The 21,292-nt window shown below is 70.4% G+C and carries 14 protein-coding genes and 1 tRNA gene; 10 read left to right on the forward strand and 5 right to left on the reverse strand.

Going from position 1 to position 21,292, the window contains the following annotated elements:
- Positions 1-117: 117 nt before the first annotated feature.
- From grpE to ND747_RS01835, 3 genes are all read right to left on the reverse strand, one after another.
- Positions 118-855, reverse strand: a complete 738-nt coding sequence (gene grpE / locus ND747_RS01825; RefSeq protein ID WP_251731187.1) for a nucleotide exchange factor GrpE — start codon at positions 853-855, stop codon at positions 118-120.
- A complete protein-coding gene (dnaK, locus tag ND747_RS01830) occupies positions 852-2,684 on the reverse strand; it encodes a molecular chaperone DnaK (RefSeq protein WP_251731189.1) in 1,833 nt (610 codons plus the stop codon). Before dnaK ends, grpE begins: the two co-directional genes overlap by 4 nt.
- Before the next feature lie 1,233 nt (positions 2,685-3,917).
- Positions 3,918-5,195 carry a nuclease-related domain-containing protein gene (locus tag ND747_RS01835; protein WP_251731190.1) on the reverse strand — a complete coding sequence of 426 codons (1,278 nt, stop codon included), beginning with the start codon at positions 5,193-5,195 and terminating at the stop codon, positions 3,918-3,920.
- Positions 5,196-5,917: 722 nt separating this feature from the next.
- Between ND747_RS01835 and ND747_RS01840 the strand changes: the two genes are divergently transcribed.
- On the forward strand, positions 5,918-8,140 hold the full coding sequence (locus ND747_RS01840; RefSeq protein WP_251731191.1) for a (Fe-S)-binding protein: 2,223 nt from the start codon (positions 5,918-5,920) through the stop codon (positions 8,138-8,140).
- Positions 8,141-8,263: 123 nt separating this feature from the next.
- Here the strand turns inward: ND747_RS01840 and dcd are convergent, their stop codons facing one another.
- Positions 8,264-8,851, reverse strand: a complete 588-nt coding sequence (gene dcd / locus ND747_RS01845) for a dCTP deaminase (protein ID WP_251731268.1) — start codon at positions 8,849-8,851, stop codon at positions 8,264-8,266.
- Positions 8,852-9,110: 259 nt separating this feature from the next.
- Between dcd and ND747_RS01850 the strand changes: the two genes are divergently transcribed.
- The 5 genes from ND747_RS01850 to ND747_RS01870 all read left to right on the forward strand — a co-directional run bounded on the left by ND747_RS01850 (position 9,111) and on the right by ND747_RS01870 (position 15,661).
- Positions 9,111-9,881, forward strand: a complete 771-nt coding sequence (locus ND747_RS01850) for an HAD family phosphatase (RefSeq protein WP_251731192.1) — start codon at positions 9,111-9,113, stop codon at positions 9,879-9,881.
- Positions 9,878-12,295, forward strand: coding sequence for a glycoside hydrolase family 65 protein (locus ND747_RS01855; protein WP_251731194.1), 2,418 nt, complete (start codon positions 9,878-9,880; stop codon positions 12,293-12,295). The genes ND747_RS01850 and ND747_RS01855 overlap by 4 nt, the downstream gene beginning before the upstream one ends.
- Before the next feature lie 207 nt (positions 12,296-12,502).
- A tRNA-Gly gene (locus ND747_RS01860) sits at positions 12,503-12,576 on the forward strand.
- A gap of 639 nt (positions 12,577-13,215) precedes the next feature.
- Complete coding sequence (locus tag ND747_RS01865) at positions 13,216-14,556, forward strand: PfkB family carbohydrate kinase (protein WP_251731195.1); 1,341 nt, start codon at positions 13,216-13,218, stop codon at positions 14,554-14,556.
- Positions 14,557-14,740: 184 nt separating this feature from the next.
- Complete coding sequence (locus tag ND747_RS01870; RefSeq protein ID WP_251731197.1) at positions 14,741-15,661, forward strand: PIG-L deacetylase family protein; 921 nt, start codon at positions 14,741-14,743, stop codon at positions 15,659-15,661.
- A gap of 39 nt (positions 15,662-15,700) precedes the next feature.
- Here the strand turns inward: ND747_RS01870 and ND747_RS01875 are convergent, their stop codons facing one another.
- Positions 15,701-17,098 (reverse strand): glycosyltransferase family 4 protein, encoded by a 1,398-nt coding sequence (locus tag ND747_RS01875; protein WP_251731198.1) that lies wholly within the window; start codon positions 17,096-17,098, stop codon positions 15,701-15,703.
- Positions 17,099-17,929: 831 nt separating this feature from the next.
- Here ND747_RS01875 and ND747_RS01880 point away from each other — a divergent pair.
- The 4 genes from ND747_RS01880 to ND747_RS01895 all read left to right on the forward strand — a co-directional run bounded on the left by ND747_RS01880 (position 17,930) and on the right by ND747_RS01895 (position 21,197).
- A complete protein-coding gene (locus ND747_RS01880; protein WP_251731200.1) occupies positions 17,930-18,832 on the forward strand; it encodes a class II glutamine amidotransferase in 903 nt (300 codons plus the stop codon).
- A 170-nt stretch (positions 18,833-19,002) separates the two neighbouring features.
- Positions 19,003-19,869 (forward strand): LLM class F420-dependent oxidoreductase, encoded by an 867-nt coding sequence (locus tag ND747_RS01885; RefSeq protein ID WP_251731202.1) that lies wholly within the window; start codon positions 19,003-19,005, stop codon positions 19,867-19,869.
- A gap of 95 nt (positions 19,870-19,964) precedes the next feature.
- Complete coding sequence (locus tag ND747_RS01890) at positions 19,965-20,330, forward strand: hypothetical protein (protein ID WP_251731203.1); 366 nt, start codon at positions 19,965-19,967, stop codon at positions 20,328-20,330.
- 162 nt (positions 20,331-20,492) lie between these two features.
- Positions 20,493-21,197: a GAF and ANTAR domain-containing protein gene (locus tag ND747_RS01895; protein ID WP_251731205.1), complete on the forward strand. Its 705-nt coding sequence runs from the start codon at positions 20,493-20,495 to the stop codon at positions 21,195-21,197.
- Positions 21,198-21,292: the final 95 nt, after the last annotated feature.

Consider the following 21,292-nt stretch of genomic DNA (forward strand, 5'->3'; position numbering starts at 1 on the left):
CCGGCGGGGGGCGGGGGGGTGGGGGGGGGGGCGGGGGGGGTGGGGGGGGGGGGGGGGGGGGCCCCGGGGGGGGGGGGGCCCCGGCCCCGCCCGCGCCCCCCCCCCCACCGACCGATCTCAGCCGGCGCTGACGGTGGGCCCGCCATGGTCCGGGCCGGGAATCGTGCCGGTGTCGTCCGGGACCGGCCCGGGCGCAGCGACCGCAGGCTCCACCGACTCGGCCGGTTCCCCGGAGGGCTCGGCGACGGATACCTGGGCCGGGCGCAGGACCCGCCCCGCGTGAAGATAGCCGGCCCGGAAGATATCGACGCAGGTGGGGCCACTGACATCGGAGCGGTACGAGTGCATGAGTGCTTCATGCACGGATGGGTCGAACTCGTCGCCGGCCACGCCGTACCGCTCCAGCCCGGCCGCCTCAAGCGCTGTTTCCAACGCCTCCGCGATGGCCTTGAACGGGCCTTCGAGATCGCCGTGGTCGCGGGCGCGGCCGAGGTCGTCCAGGACGGACAGCAGGCTGGTGAGCACCTTGGCGGTGGCCTGCTCGCCGATCTGTTGCCGGTCACGCTCGACCCGGCGACGGTAGTTGTCGAACTCCGCCTTGAGCCGCTGCAGATCGGCGGTGCGCTCGGCCGCCTGCAACCGCAGCGACTCGATCAGCTCGAGGTCTGCCGGGTCGGCCGCGAGACGGGACTCGGTGGCGTCGCCGCCGGCTGCTCCCCCGGTAGCCGCGCCGGTCTCCGGACGGACCTCCCCGCTGTCGGGGTCGATCCGCCGGCGGTCACGGACGACCACCCGGGGCTCCTCGCCTTCCTCCTGGCTGGTGCCCCACCAGTCGCCGGACTGGCTGGAGGTCACTTCTTGTCCTCCTCGTCCACGATCTCGGCGTCGACCACGTCATCGTCCGCCGGGCCACCGGCGGCACCCGGCGCACCGGCGCCGTCCTGGGCGGCCTGCGCGTACATGGCCTGGCCCAGCGCCTGGCTGGCCGCCGCCAGCGCGTCAGCCGCCTCACGGATCGCGGCCGTGTCGGTGCCCGCGACGGCACCGCGCAGGGTGCCGAGCTTCTCCTCCACATCGGTCTTCAGCGTGGCGTCGAGCTTGTCGCCGTTCTCCGCGAGGAACCGCTCCGTGGAGTAGACCAGCGTCTCTGCCTTGTTGCGGGTGTCGGCCTCCTCGCGACGCTGACGGTCCTCCTCGGCGAACTGCTCCGCGTCCCGAACCATCCGGTCGATGTCGTCCCGCGGCAGCGCGGAGCCACCGGTGATCGTCATCGACTGCTCCTTGCCCGTGCCCAGATCCTTGGCGGACACGTGCACGATGCCGTTGGCGTCGATATCGAAGGTCACCTCGATCTGGGGCAGACCCCGCGGGGCGGGCGGCAGGCCGGTCAGCTCGAACATGCCGAGCTTCTTGTTGTACGCGGCCATCTCGCGCTCACCCTGGAAAACCTGGATCTGCACGGATGGCTGGCTGTCCTCCGCCGTGGTGAAGATCTCCGAGCGCTTGGTGGGAATCGTCGTGTTGCGTTCGATGAGCTTGGTCATGATTCCCCCCTTCGTCTCGATCCCGAGGGACAGCGGGGTGACGTCGAGGAGCAGAACGTCCTTGACCTCGCCCTTGAGCACACCGGCCTGTAGGGAGGCGCCGACGGCGACGACCTCGTCCGGGTTGACGCCCTTGTTGGGCTCCTTGCCGCCGGTCAGGTCACGGACCAGGTCGACGACGGCGGGCATCCGGGTGGAGCCACCGACGAGCACGACGTGGTCGATGTCGCTGACCTTGATGCCGGCGTCCTTGACCGCCTGCTGGAACGGATGCCGGCAGCGGTCGATGAGGTCCGCGGTCAGCCGCTGGAACTCGGCGCGGGTCAGCGCCGTGTCCAGGTGCAGCGGGCCGTCGGCCGACGCTGTGATGTACGGCAGGTTGATCGTGGTCTGGCTGGACTGAGAGAGCTCGATCTTGGCCTTCTCCGCAGCCTCACGCAGCCGCTGCAGCGCCATCTTGTCCTTGCCGAGGTCGACCCCGTGCTGACCGTTGAAGGTCTTGATCAGGTGGTCGGTGATCCGCTGGTCCCAGTCGTCACCGCCGAGCTGGGTGTCACCAGAGGTGGACTTCACCTCGACCACGCCGTCGCCGATCTCCAGCAGTGACACGTCGAACGTGCCGCCGCCGAGGTCGAAGACCAGGATGGTCTGCTCCTTCTCGCCCTTGTCCAGGCCATAGGCGAGCGCGGCGGCAGTCGGCTCGTTGACGATCCGCAGGACGTTCAGGCCCGCGATCGTGCCGGCCTCGGTGGTGGCCTGGCGCTGCGCATCGTCGAAGTAGGCGGGGACGGTGATGACCGCGTCGGCCACCGGCTCGCCGAGGTAGGACTCGGCATCCCTCTTGAGCTTCTGCAGGATGAAGGCGCTGATCTCCTGCGGAGTGAGCTCCTTCGCGTCGACCTTCATCTTCCAGTCGGTGCCCATGTGCCGCTTGACCGACCGGATGGTGCGCTCGACGTTGGTGACCGCCTGACGCTTGGCGACCTCGCCGACCAGGACCTCGCCGTTCTTCGCGAAGGCCACGACCGACGGGGTCGTCCGGGAGCCCTCGGCATTGGCGATCACCGTGGGTTCACCGCCCTCGAGCACGCTCACGACGGAGTTCGTGGTGCCGAGGTCGATGCCGACCGCTCGTGCCATGTCTGTGTGCCTCTCGATCCATGTCGGCGACGCCCATCGGTGCGCGTGAGCCGACCTCGTGGGGATGGGACCTCTCGGATGACCGCGCTCGCCGAGGGGCACCCGGAGAATGCGGTGCTACTGATGCTCGTCACCGGCACCGGGCCTGTTGCTGGTACCGGTGCCAGTGACTGACGTGCCAGTGACTGACGTGCTCGTGGCTAACGCTTACGAACTCACGGTAGATCTTCTCAGTAGGTTGAGTGTACTCGACTCAGGATCGGACGCCAACCCATTCCGGACAGACATGAGTCTACCTCGCTCAAGTTCGTCCTGGAGCCCTACTGCTCGCAGACTCGGCCGGCAGGAGGCGTCCATCGCCGATCTGGTGAGATGCCCGGCCACCGTCCGCGCCGGAGCCGCTGGGCGGGGCTCCGGGTGGGTGCCGCTACTGCGCCGTCCATGAACGTTTCCGGTTGTGGCCGGGTGTGCTGGGTGCCGGGGTGGCCGCGGGCGCACCATCCGGGGCTGGAGGAAGCCACCCGTGACCGCTGACCCCCCACCCGGCAATCGATATGACACACCGTAATCAAAGTGGCCCCGCGGGTCGCGGCAATCCCGGGCGTGTCGATCAATGTGGTCCTTCTGTAGGGGTCAAACCGAAATTTTGTTCGTTTCATCCCTATAGAAGGACCCATCCGCCGCACCCGGCCCGCCGATCTCGATGACAGCCCGTGACGGTGGCGGGGTCGGCGGGCGAAACCAGGCCCGCGGAGCCACGTGACCTCGGATGGTGTCCGGACAACCCCGAAGAGCACCAACGGATCGTGGTGGACGCCGGCCAGCGACGGCCTGGCCGCCCAGCGACGGCCTGGCCAGCCAGCCACTGCCGCTGGGCAGCCACTGTCGCGGTACAGGCAGGTACCAGTGTGCTGCCTGTGAACATTCGCGGACAGCGCACTACCCGCACTGGGATGGCGGCATCAGTCGCCTTGATGCCCGCGGTCGTCACGGGGGACGTGAGCGAACGGCCCGGCACAGCGATGAGACCGATGGCCAGGCTGCAACGCGCCGGTTGGTGACCATCCTGGAAAGCAGCCAGCGACCAAGGCGCGGTCGACCGGTGCCTGGCACGGCCGAACAGCCGCCGGTCGCCAGTGGACGACCTGGCGACCGGCCGGCGGTGCGTGGTGGCTCAGGTCGGATGTGGGGGATCTGTGGTCGTGCGTGCAGCTGCGATCAGCGCACCGGTGGTCAGGAGTCCGCGGGGGGCGGTGGGTCGGCCGGAGGGTCGCTGTGGCGGCCGGTGGCACCGGTGCGCTCGACGGGGTCGCGCGGGGGGCGGACAGCGGCGAGGATGCGGCCTCGGCGCGGGCGGGGGGCGTTCTGGTCCGGCATGGCCGCCAGGCCGATCGAGGCGATCGGGCTGGGGCTGGTGTCGGTGGGACCCTCGGGCGCCGCGGCAACCGGCTCGTCATCCGACGGGGCACTGTCGCGGGCGTCCGCCGGCTGGCCCGGGACGGCCAGGGGCACACCGCCACGCCCGTCGGCGCGGTCGCTGACAGCCGCAGCCTCGATTCCCGCCTGGGGCCCGAGGTCGGCCTGGCGGCCCAGATCGGCCTCGATCTGGGCCAGCCGGTCGAGCATGTCGCTGGCGTCCCCGTCGCGTTCACGGATGGTGCGCAGCGCGTCCATCAGGGTGACCCACTGGTCGCGATCGACCGTGACGTGCTCGGCGAGCCGGTTGGCGGTGTACGCGGGAAAGAGCCGCTCGGCCGCGGCGACGATCTGGCGCACCTCGCCCGGGTTGAGTCGACCCGCCTTCTTGCGGATGAAGGTGGAGACGTCCTTGATGCTGATGATCGTGACGCCCTCGAGCGCGCCGTCGCTCCACAGCACGTTGGCCTCGACCATGACCAGGATCGGGCTGACCGGAATCTTGATCATGGGTAGGGCGCTGCGGATCTGGCTGCGCACCTCGCTGCCCAGCCAGGCGATCCGGTCGATGACGGGCTTGAGCGACTCCCCGTCGCAGATCGCACCGCCCTTGGTATAACGCAACGTGCCCTTGCTGTTGTCGCTGCCGAGCACCATCACCCCGCCCGGCCCGATGAGCAGGTGACCGATGGTCGCCTCGGAGTAGGGCACCGCGCGGTCATGAAGAATGAGGTAGCCGTTGCGGCGCAGCCGGGCGATGGCTCGCGCCGTCTTGCGCTCGGCCTCGGCGCCCTCACGCAGCAGTTCGATGTCGGGCGCGCTGCCGAAGGAGGCGACCACGATGCCGAGCGGCCAGGCCAGCAACACCACGAAGAACACGGCGATCGCCACCGCGGGCTGCCCGAGCCCGAACCCGATGACCAGGGCCAGTATCAGCCCGACGACGGCGGCGCGGCCGGCCGTGCGGGGCAGCTGCCGGGCCAGCCGGTCGCGGCGGACCAGCGCCTGGGTCTCGCGGGCCCGCTGGTACTCGGTCTGCAGGGAATGACCGGGGCGGCCGACTCGGGTCATCGTCGGCCGGGTGATCGTCGCCATCGTGCCCACCATGGTTCGCAGGGGTCGTCAACGTGGGTAGGGAGCCGTCCGCTGGATGTGCCGGGCGGCATCGCGGCAGCGCTGGTGCGGACCCACGGGCACCTTGATGATCCAGGCGCCGCGCGTGGTCCGATCGCCCGGTCACCATGGGCGAGAAGCCAGCTCTATCGTGCGTCGGTTGTCCCTGTGACACAAGGGTTGACATCGTTAGTTGGCGCACCTGCGGACCGGTCGGGGTGCTGGCGGGGAGGCGAAAGGTGACCGCCTCGACCGCCTCGACCGGTGACCGGGTCCGGCCAGGCGCAGGACGTGCTTCTGTCGACCGTGACGACGGGTAGTCGAAACGGGTGTGGAATGTTGCGTGCTGGTTGGGACTATGCCACCGAAAGTAGCAGGCCCGGTCGATCGGCGCGGGCGATCGGACCTTCCAACCCCCTATGTCGGGCCGCTCGGACCACATCGTGGCAGGGTCGGGGTGGGCGGGCGCGCTACCCCTCGGCGCTGGAGCGACAGTGGTCCGATGCCGGGTCGGTGTTCGGGTCCGTCTCGGGCCGCAGGTCGCGACCTGGAGTGACTGGAGTGAGAAGCGGGACCGAAGGGCCGGCGTGACGAGTCGCCCGAACCGCAGTTCGTGGGGCGGGTGGCACAGCTCACTCGCCGCATAAGTTACTGGTCAGTACGAGTAGGCTCGCCCGAAGTGGTGGGTCCAGATGGAGGATGCTGTGAGACTTGCGATCGGTGGAGCGATCACCCTGATCGCTCTCGCGGTTGCCGGGCGCCGGGTGTTCTGGCTGTTCCGGCTGATCCGGTCGGGCCAGCCGGCGCCGGGGCGGCTCGACGACCTGCCCGGGCGTGTCTGGACGGAGATCAGCGAGGTCGGTGGCCAGCGCAAGCTGCTGAAGTGGTCGGTGCCGGGCATCGCCCACCTGTTCACCTTCTGGGGCTTCACGATCCTGCTCCTGACCGTCATCGAGGCCTACGGCGGTCTGTTCGACGACGACTTCCACATTCCGCTGTTCGGGCACTGGGCGGCCATCGGCTTCCTGGAGGACTTCTTCGCCGTCGCCGTGTTGGGTGGCCTGGTCGCCTTCACGATCATCCGGTGGAAGAACGCGCCGGCCCGCCTCGATCGCAAATCGCGGTTCTACGGCTCGCACACCGGGCCGGCCTGGGTCATCCTCGGCCTGATCACGGCCGTCGTCGTGACCCTGCTGATCTACCGCGGCGCCCAGTGGAACACCGGTAACCTGCCGCAGGGTCAGACCAAGTGGGCCTTCGCCTCCTACGCGGTGAGCCGCGCCTTCTCCGGGCTCTCGCACGACGCGAACGAGAACATCGAGACGGCGTTCCTGTTGCTCAACATCGCCGTCATCATGGGCTTCTCGGTCCTGGTGGTGTACTCGAAGCACCTGCACATCGGCCTGGCACCGATCAACGTGGTGCTCAAGCGCAAGCCGGTCGCGCTCGGTCCGCTGGCGACCACCCCCGACATCGAGAAGCTGATGGAGGAGGACGAGCCGATCGTCGGTGTCGGCAAGGTCGAGGACTTCTCCTGGAAGGCGATGCTCGACTTCTCCACCTGCACCGAGTGTGGTCGCTGCCAGAGCCAGTGCCCGGCCTGGAACACCGGCAAGCCGCTGTCGCCGAAGCTCCTCATCATGGACCTGCGCGACCATCTGTTCGCCAAGGCGCCGTACCTGCTGGCCACCAAGGGCGCCGGTGCGGGTGAGGGCGACGAGGCGCCGAAGGCCGTCACCGGGGTCGAGGAGGACGCCGGCCACGGCCATCACGGCGTGCCCGAGTCCGGCTTCGGCCGGGTCCCGCAGCCCGGCCAGCCGCAGGTCGACCGCCCGCTCGTCGGCACCGCCGAGGAGGGCGGGGTCATCGACCCCGACGTGTTGTGGTCCTGCACCAACTGCGGCGCCTGCGTCGAGCAGTGCCCCGTCGACATCGAGCACGTCGACCACATCGTCGACATGCGCCGCTACCAGGTGATGATCGAGTCGGCCTTCCCGTCCGAGGCCGGCGTGATGCTGCGCAACCTGGAGAACAACGGCAACCCGTGGGGTGTCTCGCCGCGCACTCGGACCGAGTGGACCGAGGGCCTGCCGTTCGAGGTCCGCATCATCGGTGACGGCGAGCAGATCCCCGAGGACGTCGAGTACCTCTACTGGGTCGGTTGCGCTGGCGCGATCGAGGACCGGGCCAAGAAGGTCGCCCGGGCCTTCGCCGAGCTGCTGCACACCGCCGGCGTCGAGTTCGCCATTCTCGGTACCAACGAGTCGTGCACCGGTGACCCGGCCCGTCGGCTCGGCAACGAGTACCTCTACCAGGAGATCGCCAAGGCGAACATCGAGCTGCTGAACGAAACGGGCGTCAAGAAGATCGTCGCGACCTGCCCGCACTGCTTCAACAGCCTCGCCCGCGAGTACTCCTCCCTCGGTGGCACCTACGAGGTCGTCCACCACACCCAGCTGCTCGGCAAGCTGGTCGAGGAGCGCAAGCTCGTGCCGATCACGCCGGTGGAGTCCTCGGTCACCTACCACGACCCGTGCTTCCTCGGTCGACACAACAAGGTGTACACCCCGCCGCGGGAGATTCTCGAGGCCATCCCCGGCATCCGCGGTCAGGAAATGCACCGTTGCAAGGACCGTGGCTTCTGCTGCGGCGCCGGCGGCGCGCGGATGTGGATGGAAGAGAAGATCGGCAAGCGGGTCAACGTCGACCGGATGGAGGAGGCTCTCGGCCTCGACCCCGACGTCGTCTCGACCGCCTGCCCGTTCTGCATCGTCATGCTGACCGACGCCGTCACCGAGAAGAAGCTCGCCGGTGAGGCCAGGGAAGACGTCGAGGTGCTCGACGTCTCCCAGCTGCTGGCCCGCTCCCTGCAGCCGGCCGCGCCGGCCGCTCCGCCCGAGCCCGCGCCCGCGGAACCGGTCGCCTAGCCGCGATGTCACGTGCGGTCCCCGGGCCGCCGCCAGCCTGATCGGCGGCGGCCCGGGGACCGTCGTCGTTTCCGGCCTCGTCCCGCGACCGCGCCAGGTGGGACGGCCGGGGGCGCGAAGAGGTCAGGGGGTGTCGCGGACCGGCCAGCGGGTGAAGTCGCGGTGGGCACGGGATGGGGTCGGGCCGCGTTGGCCCTGGTAGCGCGAGCCGTAGAGCGGCGAACCGTAGGAGTGCTCGGCCGGTGAGGACAGCCGGAACAGGCACAACTGGCCGATCTTCATGCCTGGCCAGAGCTTGATCGGAAGGGTCGCGACGTTCGACAGCTCCAGCGTCACGTGGCCGGAGAAGCCGGGATCGATGAAGCCGGCCGTCGAATGGGTCAGCAGGCCGAGGCGACCCAGACTCGACTTGCCCTCCAGCCGTCCGGCGAGGTCGTCGGGGAGACTGATGATCTCCAGGGTCGAGCCGAGCACGAACTCTCCGGGGTGGAGCACGAACGGCTCGTCCCCGTCCGGCTCGAGCAGTTCGGTGAGGTCGTCCTGCTCGATGGACGGGTCGATGTGGGTGTACCGGTGGTTGGCGAAGACGCGGAACCACCGGTCCAGACGCAGGTCCACGCTGGACGGCTGGATCAGCTCGGGGTCATGGGGGTCAAGGCGGACCCGGCCCGCGGTGATCTCGGCCCGGATGTCCCGGTCGGACAGCAGCACGCGTACGAGCATGTCACGTCCGTCAGCCGGACGAAGCGGCCCGCCGGTGCGGCGGCCCGGCGGATCCCGACGGGTGTCGGCAGGTTGTGGTGCCCGACTCTCGCGCGGCGTGCGGGCGTCCGATGCGTTGGTACGTAGCGTGACACGGGTAGGAGTCACCCGGCCCGGACGGGAAATCCCGGACGAGAGGTTCCGGACGGACGGACGGACGGCGAACGCGAAGGACCGACGGCAGAAGCGAAAGACAGGCGGGAGAACCATGCACGGGCTACCCGATCACGTCACAGCATGCCTGTTCGATCTCGATGGTGTGTTGACGAACACGGCTACCGTTCACGCGGCTGCGTGGAAGGAGATGTTCGACGACTTTCTGGAGAACTGGGCGCACCGCAGCGGCGACCCGTTCGTTCCGTTCGACATCGGCCGGGACTACGCCGACCATGTGGACGGTCGGCCGCGGGTGGACGGAGTCCGGGCGTTTCTCGCGTCCCGGCACATCGGCATTCCCGACGGCACGCCGGACGATCCGCCGTCCGCGCTCACGGTGCACGCACTGGCGACCCGCAAGAACATCCTGGTGCAGCGGCAGATCCAGGAGCACGGGGTGGATGTCTACCCGGGGTCGGTCAGCTACCTGCGCGAACTCGTCGCGGGCGACACGCCGCGGGCGGTGGTGTCCTCCAGCGCCAACTGTGTCGAGGTGCTGCGGGTGACCGGTCTGGACGCTCTGGTCGCGCAGGTGGTGGACGGTGTCGTCGCGGCTCGGGAGAACCTGGCCGGCAAGCCGGCGCCGGACACCTTCCTCGCCGGTGCGCGCCGTCTGGGCGTGCCGCCCGGGCAGGCGGCGGTGTTCGAGGACGCGCTGGCGGGGGTCGAGGCCGGGCGGGCCGGCGGGTTCGGGTTCGTGGTGGGGGTCGACCGGGTCGGCTCGGGCCACGGCGAGGCCCTGCGCGCGCACGGCGCCGACATCGTCGTGCGTGATCTCGCCGAGCTGCTCGAGCCGGCCACGTCCGGGCGCAACAAGGCATGATCGACAAGGCGAACTATGTGGTCGACCCGTGGACGTTGCGGGAGTCGGGGCTCGATGTCGACGATCTCGGCCGGTCGGAGTCGCTGTTCGCGCTGTCGAACGGGCACATCGGCCTGCGGGGAAACCTGGACGAGGGCGACCCGCACGGTCTGCCCGGCAGCTATCTGAACTCCGTGCACGAGCTGCGGCCGTTGCCGTACGCGGAGGCCGGTTACGGCTATCCGGAGTCCGGGCAGACGGTCATCAACGTCACCAACGGAAAACTGATCCGTTTGCTGGTCGACGACGAGCCGTTCGACGTGCGGTACGGGGAGCTGCGCTCCCATCAGCGGAAGCTTGATTTCCGGGAGGGCGTGCTGCACCGCGAGGTGGAATGGGTCTCCCCGGCCGGCCAGGCGGTGCGGGTGCGGTCCGGTCGACTGGTGTCGTTCTCCCAGCGGTCGATCGCCGCCTTCTACTACGAGGTCGAGGCGATCGGCGATCCGGCGCGGGTGGTGGTCCAGTCGGAGCTGGTCGCCAACGAGCAGCTGCCGGTGTTCAAGGGGGATCCGCGGGCGGCGGCGGCCCTCGAGTCACCGCTGGTCTCCGAGCTGCACCGGGCGTCCGGCACCAAGGTCGAGACGCTGCACATCACCCGTAACAGCGAGATCCGGGTGGCGGCGGCGATGGACCATCATGTCGAGGGCCCGGACTCGCTCGGGATCTACGCGGAGAGCGAGGCGGACGCCGGCCGGGTCACGGCGACGGTCGTCCTGCAGCCTGGCGAGAAGCTGCGGATGGTCAAGTGGGTCGCCTATGGCTGGTCCGAGCAGCGTTCGCTGCCGGCGCTGCGTGACCAGGCGGCCGCCGCGCTGGTCGCGGCCCGCCAGACCGGCTGGGCCGGCCTCGTGCAGGAGCAGAAGGAGTACCTGGACGCATTCTGGGCGCGGGCCGACGTCGAGGTCGACGGCGACCCGGAGGTTCAGCAGGCGGTCCGGTTCGCGCTGTTCCATGTCCTGCAGGCCGGGGCGCGGGCCGAACGACGGGCGATTGCGGCGAAGGGCCTGACCGGCCCCGGCTACGACGGGCACGCCTTCTGGGACTCCGAGTCCTACGTCCTGCCGGTGCTGACCTACACCGCGCCGGACGCCGCCCGGGACGCGCTGCGCTGGCGGCACACGACGCTGGCCCTGGCCCGGGAACGCGCCGAGCTGTTCAACCTGCAGGGCGCGGTGTTCCCCTGGCGCACCATCCATGGCGAGGAATGTTCGGGGTACTGGCCGGCGGGCACGGCGGCCTTCCACGTCAACGCCGACATCGCGGACGCGGTGGCCCGCTACGTCAACGTCACCGAGGACACGCGGTTCGAACGTGAGGAGGGCCTCGAACTGCTCGTCGAGACGGCCCGGCTGTGGCGGTCGCTGGGCCATCACGACCTGGACGGACGGTTCCGCATCGACGGGGTCACCGGCCCGGACGAGTATTCGGCGATCGCCGACAACAACGTCTACACCAATCTGATGGCCCAGCGGAACCTGCGGGCCGCCGCGGACGCCGCCCGTCGCCACCCCGACCGCGCCGCCGAACTCGGAGTGAACGCCGAGGTGACGGCCTCCTGGCGGGACGCCGCCGAGGACATGTACATCCCCTACGACCCGAATCTCGGCGTCCATCCGCAGTCGGAGGGTTTCACCGAGCACGAGACCTGGGACTTCGAGCACACCAAGGCCGAGCAGTATCCGCTGCTGCTGCATTTCCCCTACTTCGACCTCTACCGCAAGCAGGTCGTCAAGCAGGCGGACCTGGTGCTGGCCATGCAGCGTTGCGGCGATGCGTTCACCCATGACGAGAAGATCCGTAACTTCGCCTACTACGAGGCGCTGACCGTCCGGGACTCGTCGCTGTCGGCCTGCTGCCAGGCCGTGCTCGCCGCCGAATGCGGCCACCTGTCGCTGGCGCACGACTACCTGCGTGAAGCCGCCCTGATGGACCTGCGCGACATCGAGCACAACACCCGCGACGGCCTGCACATCGCCTCTCTTGCCGGTAGCTGGATCGCTTTGGTGGAGGGGTTCGGCGGTCTGCGGGACACCGGCGAGGTCATCGCGTTCGCGCCGCGGCTACCCGAGGGCCTCACCCGGCTCGCGTTCAGCCTGGGGGTGCGGGGCCGGCTGCTGCGGGTGGAGATCCGCGCCGAGTCGGCGACGTACACCGTGTCCTCCGGGCCGGCCATAACACTGCTGCACCACGGCCGAACGGTGCGGGTCCAACCGGACAAGCCGGAAACCCGGGAGATCACGCCGGCACCGGTGCTTGACCGCCCGAGGCAGCCGGTCGGCCGCGAGCCGCTGGGTTTCCTGCGCCCCCCGGGTGTCGGCGCCCAGCCCACGACCGCCACCACTCCCGCCCACGCGGCAGGCGGCGTCGACGGCTGAGTCGCGGGCCTGATCGCACCGCGGCCGACCGAACCACGTGCCGGTCGCGGTGCGGGAAGGCGCCGGACCTCAGCCCGGACGGACCTCAGCCCGGCCGGACGGCCGGCCGGCCGGCGTGGACAGCCGAGCCGGACGGGCTGTCCACGACCTGCCGGGCCCCGGCCCGACGCCCCGGGCCGGTCATCCGGTACGATGCGGTTGCATCACGCGGGCGTAGTTCAGAGGCAGAACACGAGCTTCCCAAGCTTGCAACGCGGGTTCGATTCCCGTCGCCCGCTCCACCCTTCTTCCCTGCTGTGGGGCCTTTGCGCCCAGCGGTCAGGGTTCTGCTGACTGGTCGTAATCGACCGCGGGTCATCCACACGCCATTGGGCTGGTACGACTACACCCGATCCCGACGTATACCGGACAGTAGAAATCGATCGGACGGAACGGTGCAGTCGGGCCCTTGGGTGCCAGGTTCCAGATCCAACGCAAGGCGATTCTCTGCTCCATTGTCGACCAGTGCTTTTCTGGCTGCTCCGGCCACCGGCCGGTACACGTCGCGAAAACGCTCTTCGCGGTCGCGGACATGCTTCGAGGCGGGCGGTGTGCCGGCGGCCAGTCGGTTCTCGTGGTGATGACCGGGCTGGCCTGCCCTCCGGTGGAGCTGGCGCCGAACCGGGCGCGCTGGGCTACCCGGCCAGACCCCAGCTGCAGCGAGATCGACGCGGTGGAATTTTCAGGCAACGGAAAGTGCGGATTTCCTTGCCTCGTCATGTCCTTCGGTGACAGCTCGGTGGTCGGTTGCGGGCCGATTCGGAGTGCGGATTGTGGTGTCAACTACGGTGGCCGCGGAGCACCGGCTCGGGTGGTTCCCAGGCTCGATCGTCAGTGCTCGTCCGAGACCATCGCAGAGCACCTGAACGCACGGGGGATGTGTGAGGACCACGGGCGCCGGCAAGGACGGCGCGGAGGACACCAGCGAGTGCGAGAGCTGCGCCGACAACGGAGTCGGCGCAGCTGACGAGGGCGGTAGGCGAAGCGGTTGGGGGGAGCCGCCGCTGCCCGATCCGTCCGGCCCGGTGCGCCCGCCCGGTGTGGCGGGCTCGGCGGGTTTCCTGGTAGCGGGGGCGTTCGTGCTCGACTGTCTGATCAGCGCGTCGGGGCTGCCGGTCTGGGGCGATGATCTGCGGGCCGACGCGATGCGCACGGTGCCCGGTGGCAAGGCACTGAACCAGGCGGTCACGCTCGCGCGGCTCGGCGTCCGGGTGGCGGCGGTCGGGTCGGTGGGCTGCGACCCGGTGGGTGAGGCCATCCGTTCGGTGCTGGTCGCCGACGGGGTGGCCGTGTCCGCCATGCCGGTGCGGCAGGGTGCGCCGACGCCGGTGTGCGTCGTGCACAGCCGCCCGGACGGGGAGAAGGCCGTCGTCTGGCGGGTCCCGGACGAGTTGGCGCCGACCGCGGGCACCCTTGACGAGGCGGCCCGCCGGCTTGGCGGTCGGGTCGACGCGACGCTGCTGACCTTCGAGTTCCCATCGGCCACCGCGGCCCTGGTCACCGCCGCGGCTCGGGTGAGCCGGTGGGTTGTGGTCCACCCCGCGCCTGCGCCCGCGCCGACGGCGGATCGGTCCGCCCTGATGGCCGCTGTGCCGTGGCACCTGGTGGACGTGCTGGTGCCCAACGAGGCCGAGGCCCGCGCGCTGCTGGTCGGCCACCCCGGCGCGAACGGTCCCGCGGACCTGCTCGCCGACGCGCTCGTCGACCGGCTCGGGGTGCCGACGGTGTGCGTCACCCTGGGCGCACAGGGCTGCGTCCTGCGGACCGAGGGACGCGGCGGCCCGGATCGGCCGGGCGGGCGGAGCTTCTGGCACCGGGCGCCGACCGGGCCGGTGGTCGACACGACCGCGGCGAGTGACGCGTTCACGGCGGTGTTCACCGCGCAGCTGGTGGCGGGCCGATCGCCGCGGGCCGCGGTGCACGCGGCACAGCAGGCGGCGACCCGCACGGTCGGCCGTCCGGGTGGCTACGAGGCACTGCCCACCCAGGCCGAGCTGAGCCGGCTCACCGGTACCCGGCCGGGGCGTCCGGATGTCGTGTCGCCGGACCCCACCCGTCCGGACCCGGTCGAGCCACATCCTGTCCAGCCAAATCCTGTCGGTCCAGACCTGCGACGTTCACCGGCCGCGCGGGTTCCCGCCGCCCGCATGCCCAACCTGGACGCCGTGCCCGGTCGGACCGGGTGGGCGGCACGGTCCGTGTCGTCCCGGACACCGGTCTGACGACGGGTGTCCGCTCCGGCGCCGCCTGTGGCAGGTGCTGTCGAGGCTGAGGCTATGGTCGGGGCATCGTCCGCGCGGGTGGAATCCGTCGAGGTGGACGAGTTCCGCTCCGGGCCCGCCGGCAGGTCAGGCGGGCGCAACCGGGGCTCGCGGGGAACAGTGGTAGGGGGAGGCGGTGGCAGGGATGGCCTGGCAGTCGACAGTGCGCGATCCACGGGCCGCGCGGGCGGAGGCGATGGTGCTCGCCCGGTCGGCGCTGCGGTGGGTGTGGTTGCGGCGCGGTACCGACGTCACGGCGAGCATGGCCCGGTCGTCCTGCCTGGTCGTGGCGCCGCATCCGGATGACGAGACACTGGGCTGCGCGGTCGCGGTGATCCGGAAACGGGCGGTGGGCACACCGGTGACCGTCGTCATCGTCAGCGACGGGTCCCGGGCGGAGCCGGTGACGCTGCCACCCGAGGAGCTTGTCGAGGTCCGGGAAACGGAGACCCGGCGGGCCTGCGCGGTGCTCGGGGTGCCCGAGACCGACGTGCTGTTCCTCGGCTTTCCCGACTCGGAGCTAGGCGGCGCGCTGGACGCCATTGCCCTGCGGCTCGCCGAGATCATCCGGGCTCGGCGGCCCGCGCAGATTCTCATGCCGGCCTCCTGCGAGGGGCATCCCGACCACGACGCGACCCATGAGGCAGCCACCCGGGCCGCCGCCGCGGCGGAGTTCACCGGTCAGTTGCTGGAATACACGGTGTGGTTGTGGACCCACTGGCCCTGGACGCGTGGCTACGGCACGCGGGACCGGTCGGTGACCCGGCTGCTGGTGGAGCCCGTCCGCCGGCTGCGGGAGGGCCGTCCGCTGCTCGTCGACGCCCGCGGCCTGCGTGACCGGCAGCGCCGGGCGCTCGCCGAGCACGTCACCCAGGTGGGCGACGGCACCCCGGCGGGCGCAGGCGGCCCGGCCGGAGCGGGTGCGGCGGCCGGCGGTCCGGTGGACGTACCGGTGACCGGCTCGCTGCTTGCGACGCTGCGCAGCCGACATGAGGTCTACGTCGAGGCCGGTGCGCTGCGCCACCTCGACTTCCCCCGCCCCTGGCGGGACGCTCCGCCGAAGTAACCTCGCCGTCCTGCCCCGCGTCAGCTCGTAACGGCCTGGTCAGGCGGTGTCGTGGATGTCGTGCGGGTGATCTGACCGGGTCGGCAGCGCCGGTGACAGCGGCAGTGCTGTCGGCGCCATGGGCTCGGGCGGGTGTCCGGAGGCGGCGGGCAGGGCGAGCACGTCGCGGCCGACCTGCCGACGGCGCCAGGCCGTCGGACGAGCGGCGAAGCCGGCGATGGCGTACCGGTAGGCCTCCTCCTTGCGGCGGGCGATCATCATCGGGTCGATCTCGGCGACACCGTCACGCCCACGGGCACCGACGACGGCCGCCTGGGCCGGGTCAAGAAGGTAGGGGGCGAGGGCGCCGGCAAGGGCCGCCGCATCGTCGACCGGGACGACCGCACCGCCTCCCCAGCGCTCGACGAACGGGGCGATGCCGGTGCGGGTGGTCGTGACCACCGGGCGACCAGCGGCCATCGCCTCGGCGGCGGCGATCGAGAAGCTCTCGAACCGGCTCGGCACGGCGACGACCCGTGCCCGCCGATAGACCTCCCGGACCTGCTCGCCACCGAGATGGCCGGTGAACTCGACGTCGAGGTCGAGCTGCCGGGCCCGGCGCTCCAGCCAGGTGCCGGCGGGCACGCCGTGGATCTCACCGGCGGGGCGGCCGGCGAGCACCAGCCGATGCTCGACGCCGGCGGCGCGCAACCGGGCGGACGCGTCGAGCAGCACGTCAACGCCCTTGTACGCCTCCAGCCGGCCGACGGTGGCGATCACCGGCCTGGTCTTCGCGACCTCGGGAATGCCGAGCCACGGCACGGCGTCGAACGGGTTCGGGATCACCTCGACATCGCGCCCACCCAGCCAGCCGCGGTCGCGCAACGTGTCGACGAGCAGCTGGGACGGGGAGGTCACGACATCGGCCAGGTCGGCTGACATCCGGTCGAGCCGGTCGGCAAGGCGGCCCTTCGCACCGATCGGTGCGCCGGCGAGCTGGACCGTGAGCATCGTCGGGCAGTGCAGGTGGATCGCCAGCGGTCGGCTGTGGGCCATGGCCTGCATGAGGCCGCGGGTCTCCCCGTCCTGCGTCTCGATGACGTCCGGGCGCAGTCTGAGCTGGCGCATCCACATCGTGTACGACAGCGGCAGACTTGCTCGCAGGCTGATCGAGTCACGCGGGTACAGCGGCCCGCGCAGCCGGGCACCGATCGGGCCGAGCCCGCGGCTGACCGGTAGGCGCAGCAACGGCCGCCGGTGGACGTGCACCCCATCCTGCACGGTGTCGACCACACGGTGACCCTGGGCGCAGACGACGTGGACCTCGTGCCCGAGCTTGGCCAGCGCGATCGCGAGCGTCGCGGTGTAGCTGCCGGCGCCGTCCCACACCACCGGCGGGAACTGTTCGCACAGGAACACGATGCACAGGGCGTGTAGCGAACGGATGGAACTCCCCATGTGTCTCCGTTCCACCACCGGGCGCCCGACCTGCGGTGCCACGTGGGAGCAAGGTCGGGGCTACGTTACTCCGCCCGTCCCGCCGCTCGACGAATCCATCGGTAAACGTTCTCGGTAATTTATACCTATTGTTCTTTTTCAAGGCTCATGTCTGATCTGGCGCCAGGCGGGCGAGGCGTCCGGATGGGCTCATCGCGGCCATAACGTGCTGATCGCAGGTGCCCAGGCGGCCCGCTTTGGGCCGTTCTGGAACGGATTGCGGCCGATCGGGACAGTTGTCTCAGAAATGAGATACTCGACAATTACGTCAGTGTATCCCGCACCCCTGGTGCGAAGTACGGACGCCGGTGTCGGTCCCGATCGGGTCCTGATCCACCCTGCTCCGCGTCCCGACCGGTGCCCAACCCTGGCGGCCGGTCGGCCGGGGCGGCCCTGCGGCTGGAGTTCCACTCGGTTCGGGCGGCTTGCCGTCCGGGGTGCTCTGCCGTCCGGGGTGCTCTGCCGTCCTGGATGCTCGGCCGTCCTGGGTGCACCGCTGCTCGGGAGTGCCTTGCTGCCGGCGGGGAGGTCGGTGGGTGACGCCGGCGGGGTTGTGAGTGCTCGGGGTCACGACGGTTACTTGGGTGCTTGCGTTGCATAGGCTGCGATGAAACGAAACAGAATTGCGCCTCAGTGTGTCTGCCCGGGTGCCGGTTGGATGCGGTGGGCGATGGTGCGGCGTTCCCACCGGGTGCCGGAGATTGGCGGGGTGTCGGGAATGTCGTCCGGTCTCGGGCATGGCGGCGGCGCCGAGGGGAACAGACCCGTCGACGTGAGGGGAGGGGAGGCCTGATGTGCCACCTGTTCGCGATGAGCAGTGGGCCGACGCCGATCAGTGCAACGTTCTGGCTTCTGGACGCGGCCGAGAGCTCCGGTGCCGCCCCGCGGCGCCCGCCGGACGGTGTCGGGCTCGGCGCTATCGATCAGGACGGGTCGCTACGGGTGGTGCGGCACGCGATCCACGGCCGGGCCGATACCGAGTTCGCCCGGCAGCCACAGGAGGTCACCGCGACGACCTTCGTCGCGCATGTGCGGCATGCCTCAACCGGACGGGCCAGTGCCGACAACACCCATCCGTTCGTCCGGGACAACCGGATCTTCGCCCATAACGGGGTGATCGAGGGACTGCAGTCCCTGGACGCCGAGCTGGGTGCGGCCGGCCTGCATGTGGCGGGGGACACCGACTCGGAGCGGTACTTCGCCCTGATCACCAGGGAGATCGACCGGCACGGCGGGGATGTCGGTGCGGGCATCACGGCCGCCGCCCGGTGGATCGCGGCCAACCTGCCGATGTACTCGATCAACATGATCCTGCTTGCCGCCGGGGAGCTGTGGGCGCTGCGGTACCCCGACACCAACGGCCTGTACGTGCTACGTCGTGGCCCGGGTGGGCGCAACGCGCGCCACCTTGATCATGCCAGTCCCTTCAGCGAGATCCGGGTGCGTTCGGTGGACCTGCTCGACCTCCCGGCGGTGGTGGTGGAAAGCGAGCGGATGGACGAGGATCCGCGCTGGCGACTGCTGGACAGCGGAGAGCTGCTGCACGTCGCGGCGGATCTGACCATGACCTCCCGAACGGTGCTGGCCGACCCCCCGGCGCGCCAGCTTTCCCTGGACGAGCTGCGTCCGCAGGCTGCCGCCTCGCAGACGACTGCCGTCCCCGAACATCCGGTCACGACGGCACCCGTCCGGTAGCGCCGAAGCCCGGACCGAACGCCATCGCGGGTCCGGGACGAGCGGGACGAGGTGCCCGGGCCGTTCGGCCCCGGCGAACAGGCCGACATAGCCGGCGTGTGCGCGGGGTAGCAATCGTGATGGGGTGTAGGTGCGGACAGTCGCAGTTCCCTGCGCGGAAGGGGCTCGTCGTGGTAGTTGAGGTCGGCAGAATTGGGCTCTGGGCAGCTCAGCGGCAATGGCCGACGGACGTCCGGGCCCGCAGGGACATCGCCGTCGACGTGGCGGCGTTGGGTTTCCCGACGGTGTGGATCGGGGCGGCGGGTGGGGACCTGGAACTTCCCGCGGCCATCCTGGATGGCACGGAAGGGCTGGCGGTCGGCACGAGCATTCTGAACATCTGGACGGAGAAGGCGGACATCGTCGCGGATCACTACGCGATGCTCGCCAAGGCGCATCCCGACCGGCTGCTGCTCGGCTTCGGCGTCGGGCACCGGGAGCCGGTCGAGGCCGCCACCGGGCGGCCCTGGGAGAAGCCGGTGGAGGTGCTGCTCGACTACCTGGACACCCTCGACGAGCTTGGCGTTCCACGGGAGGACCAGGCTCTCGCGGCGCTTGGGCCCAGGGTGCTCGGTATCGCCGCGGAGCGTACGGCGGGTGCGCTGCCGTATCTGGTCACGCCGGAGTACACCCGCCAGGCCCGCCGGATCCTCGGGCCGGACGTGCTGCTCGCCATCGAGCAGAAGGTCGTGTTCGCCACCGATGCCGGATCGGCCCGGGCCATCGCCCGGAGCAATCTCGGGCCCTACCTGGGTCTGCCGAACTACGTGCGTAACCTGCGCCGCCTCGGTTTCACCGACGCGGACCTGGCGAACGGCGGTTCGGACCGGCTCGTTGACGAGCTGGTCGCCTGGGGGGACGAGAAGGCGATCCTGACCCGGATCGGCGCACATCACGGCGCGGGCGCGGATCACGTCGCCGTGCAGGTGCTCACGGACACCCCGGGTGAGCTGCCCCGGGCCGGCTGGGCTCGGCTTGCCGCGGCGATCGGCGGCTGATGCCGCTGCCGGGCGGCCCACCGGTGCGATAGTCTGTCCGGCAACCGATCAATTCGCCTGCCCTGTGTCTGCGGCCGAGTCACGGAGAGTGACGCATGCCCGCAGACGAGTCTGTTGTGCCCCGCGTGGGTACGCACGACCTGGATGGTCAGTCCCAGGCACCTGACGCGATACCCGCCGCCCGCGCCGCGGATCAGGCGCAGCAGCCTGTTCCCGCACTTCCCCCGGCGGATGCCCCCGCCGTGTCGATCACCGTCGATGGCCAGTCCGAGCTGGTCGAAAGCCTGATGACCGGCCTGAGCGTCGGCGAGCGCGAACACCTCGTCGAAATGATCAATTCGTCGATCGAGGCCGAGCGTACGGCCGCCTTCGACGGCACAGTGCGTCGCCAGGTCGATGTCGGGGTACGCCGTCGGCGTTCGTCCCGTTCGGTGCAGGACGCGGACAACGCCGGTGCGTAGCCACCGGGCGGGCAGGTAGCGCGCACGGTGGTCCGTCAGAATGACTCGACAGCAACGCAGGTAGCGGCGGACACCCGCCCTGCCCCGGGCAGCCCGGAGGACAGTGGACCGGCGAGCGCACAGGCCCGGCGCACCTCGGGCCGCAGAGGCGGGAGTGCGACGGTGGAGATCGACAAGGTGCGTCTGGACGCCAGCCTTGCCCGGCTGCACCACCAGGTACCCAGTCAGGTCGAGCTCGCCAAGCTGGTGAGCGAGGTGGTCGGGGCGGTCACCGAGATCTTCGACCTGGCCGGCGCCGGTGTGCTGTTGGTGGACGCCGACCGGGCGCTGCGCAGTATCGCCGCGTCCGACAGCACGGGAGCGCTGCTCGAACGGGTCCAGGAGGAGTTCGGCGAGGGGCCCTGCGTCGAGTCGTTCATCGTGGACGAGATCGTCGTGTCGAACGACCTCACCCAGGAGGATCGCTGGCCGCGGGTCACCCCGGCCCTGACCGCGGGCGGTGTCCGGGCCGTCCTCGGCGTACCGGTACGCCTCGGCGGTGGTCCGATCGGCACGCTGAACGTCGCCGACGACCAGGTCCGGCAGTGGACCACCAGCGAGCGGGACGCGATCGTGCACTTCGGCGGGGTGCTGGAGAACCTGCTGCTGGCCGGGCTCATCGCCGACCGTAACGACCGGCTCGCCCGGCAGCTGCAGTACGCCCTGGACTACCGCGTCCCGATCGAGCGTGCGGTGGGCTATCTGATGGCGACGATGCGCACCGACCCGGTCTCGGCCTTCGAGAAGCTGCGGCGCACGGCGCGAGACGAACGCCGCCGGGTGTCGGAACTCGCCGAGGAGATCCTCGCCGGGCAGCGCAGCCTCTGACCGTCCGGGGACGGACCGCCCGGGCCGTGTCGGGTGGGCGACACGGATGTTGCGGGACCAGTGGTGGCCGGACCGGTGGGTGTTCCGCCACGATG

Source organism: Frankia sp. R82, from assembly GCF_023716925.1.
GTDB lineage: Bacteria > Actinomycetota > Actinomycetes > Frankiales > Frankiaceae > Frankia.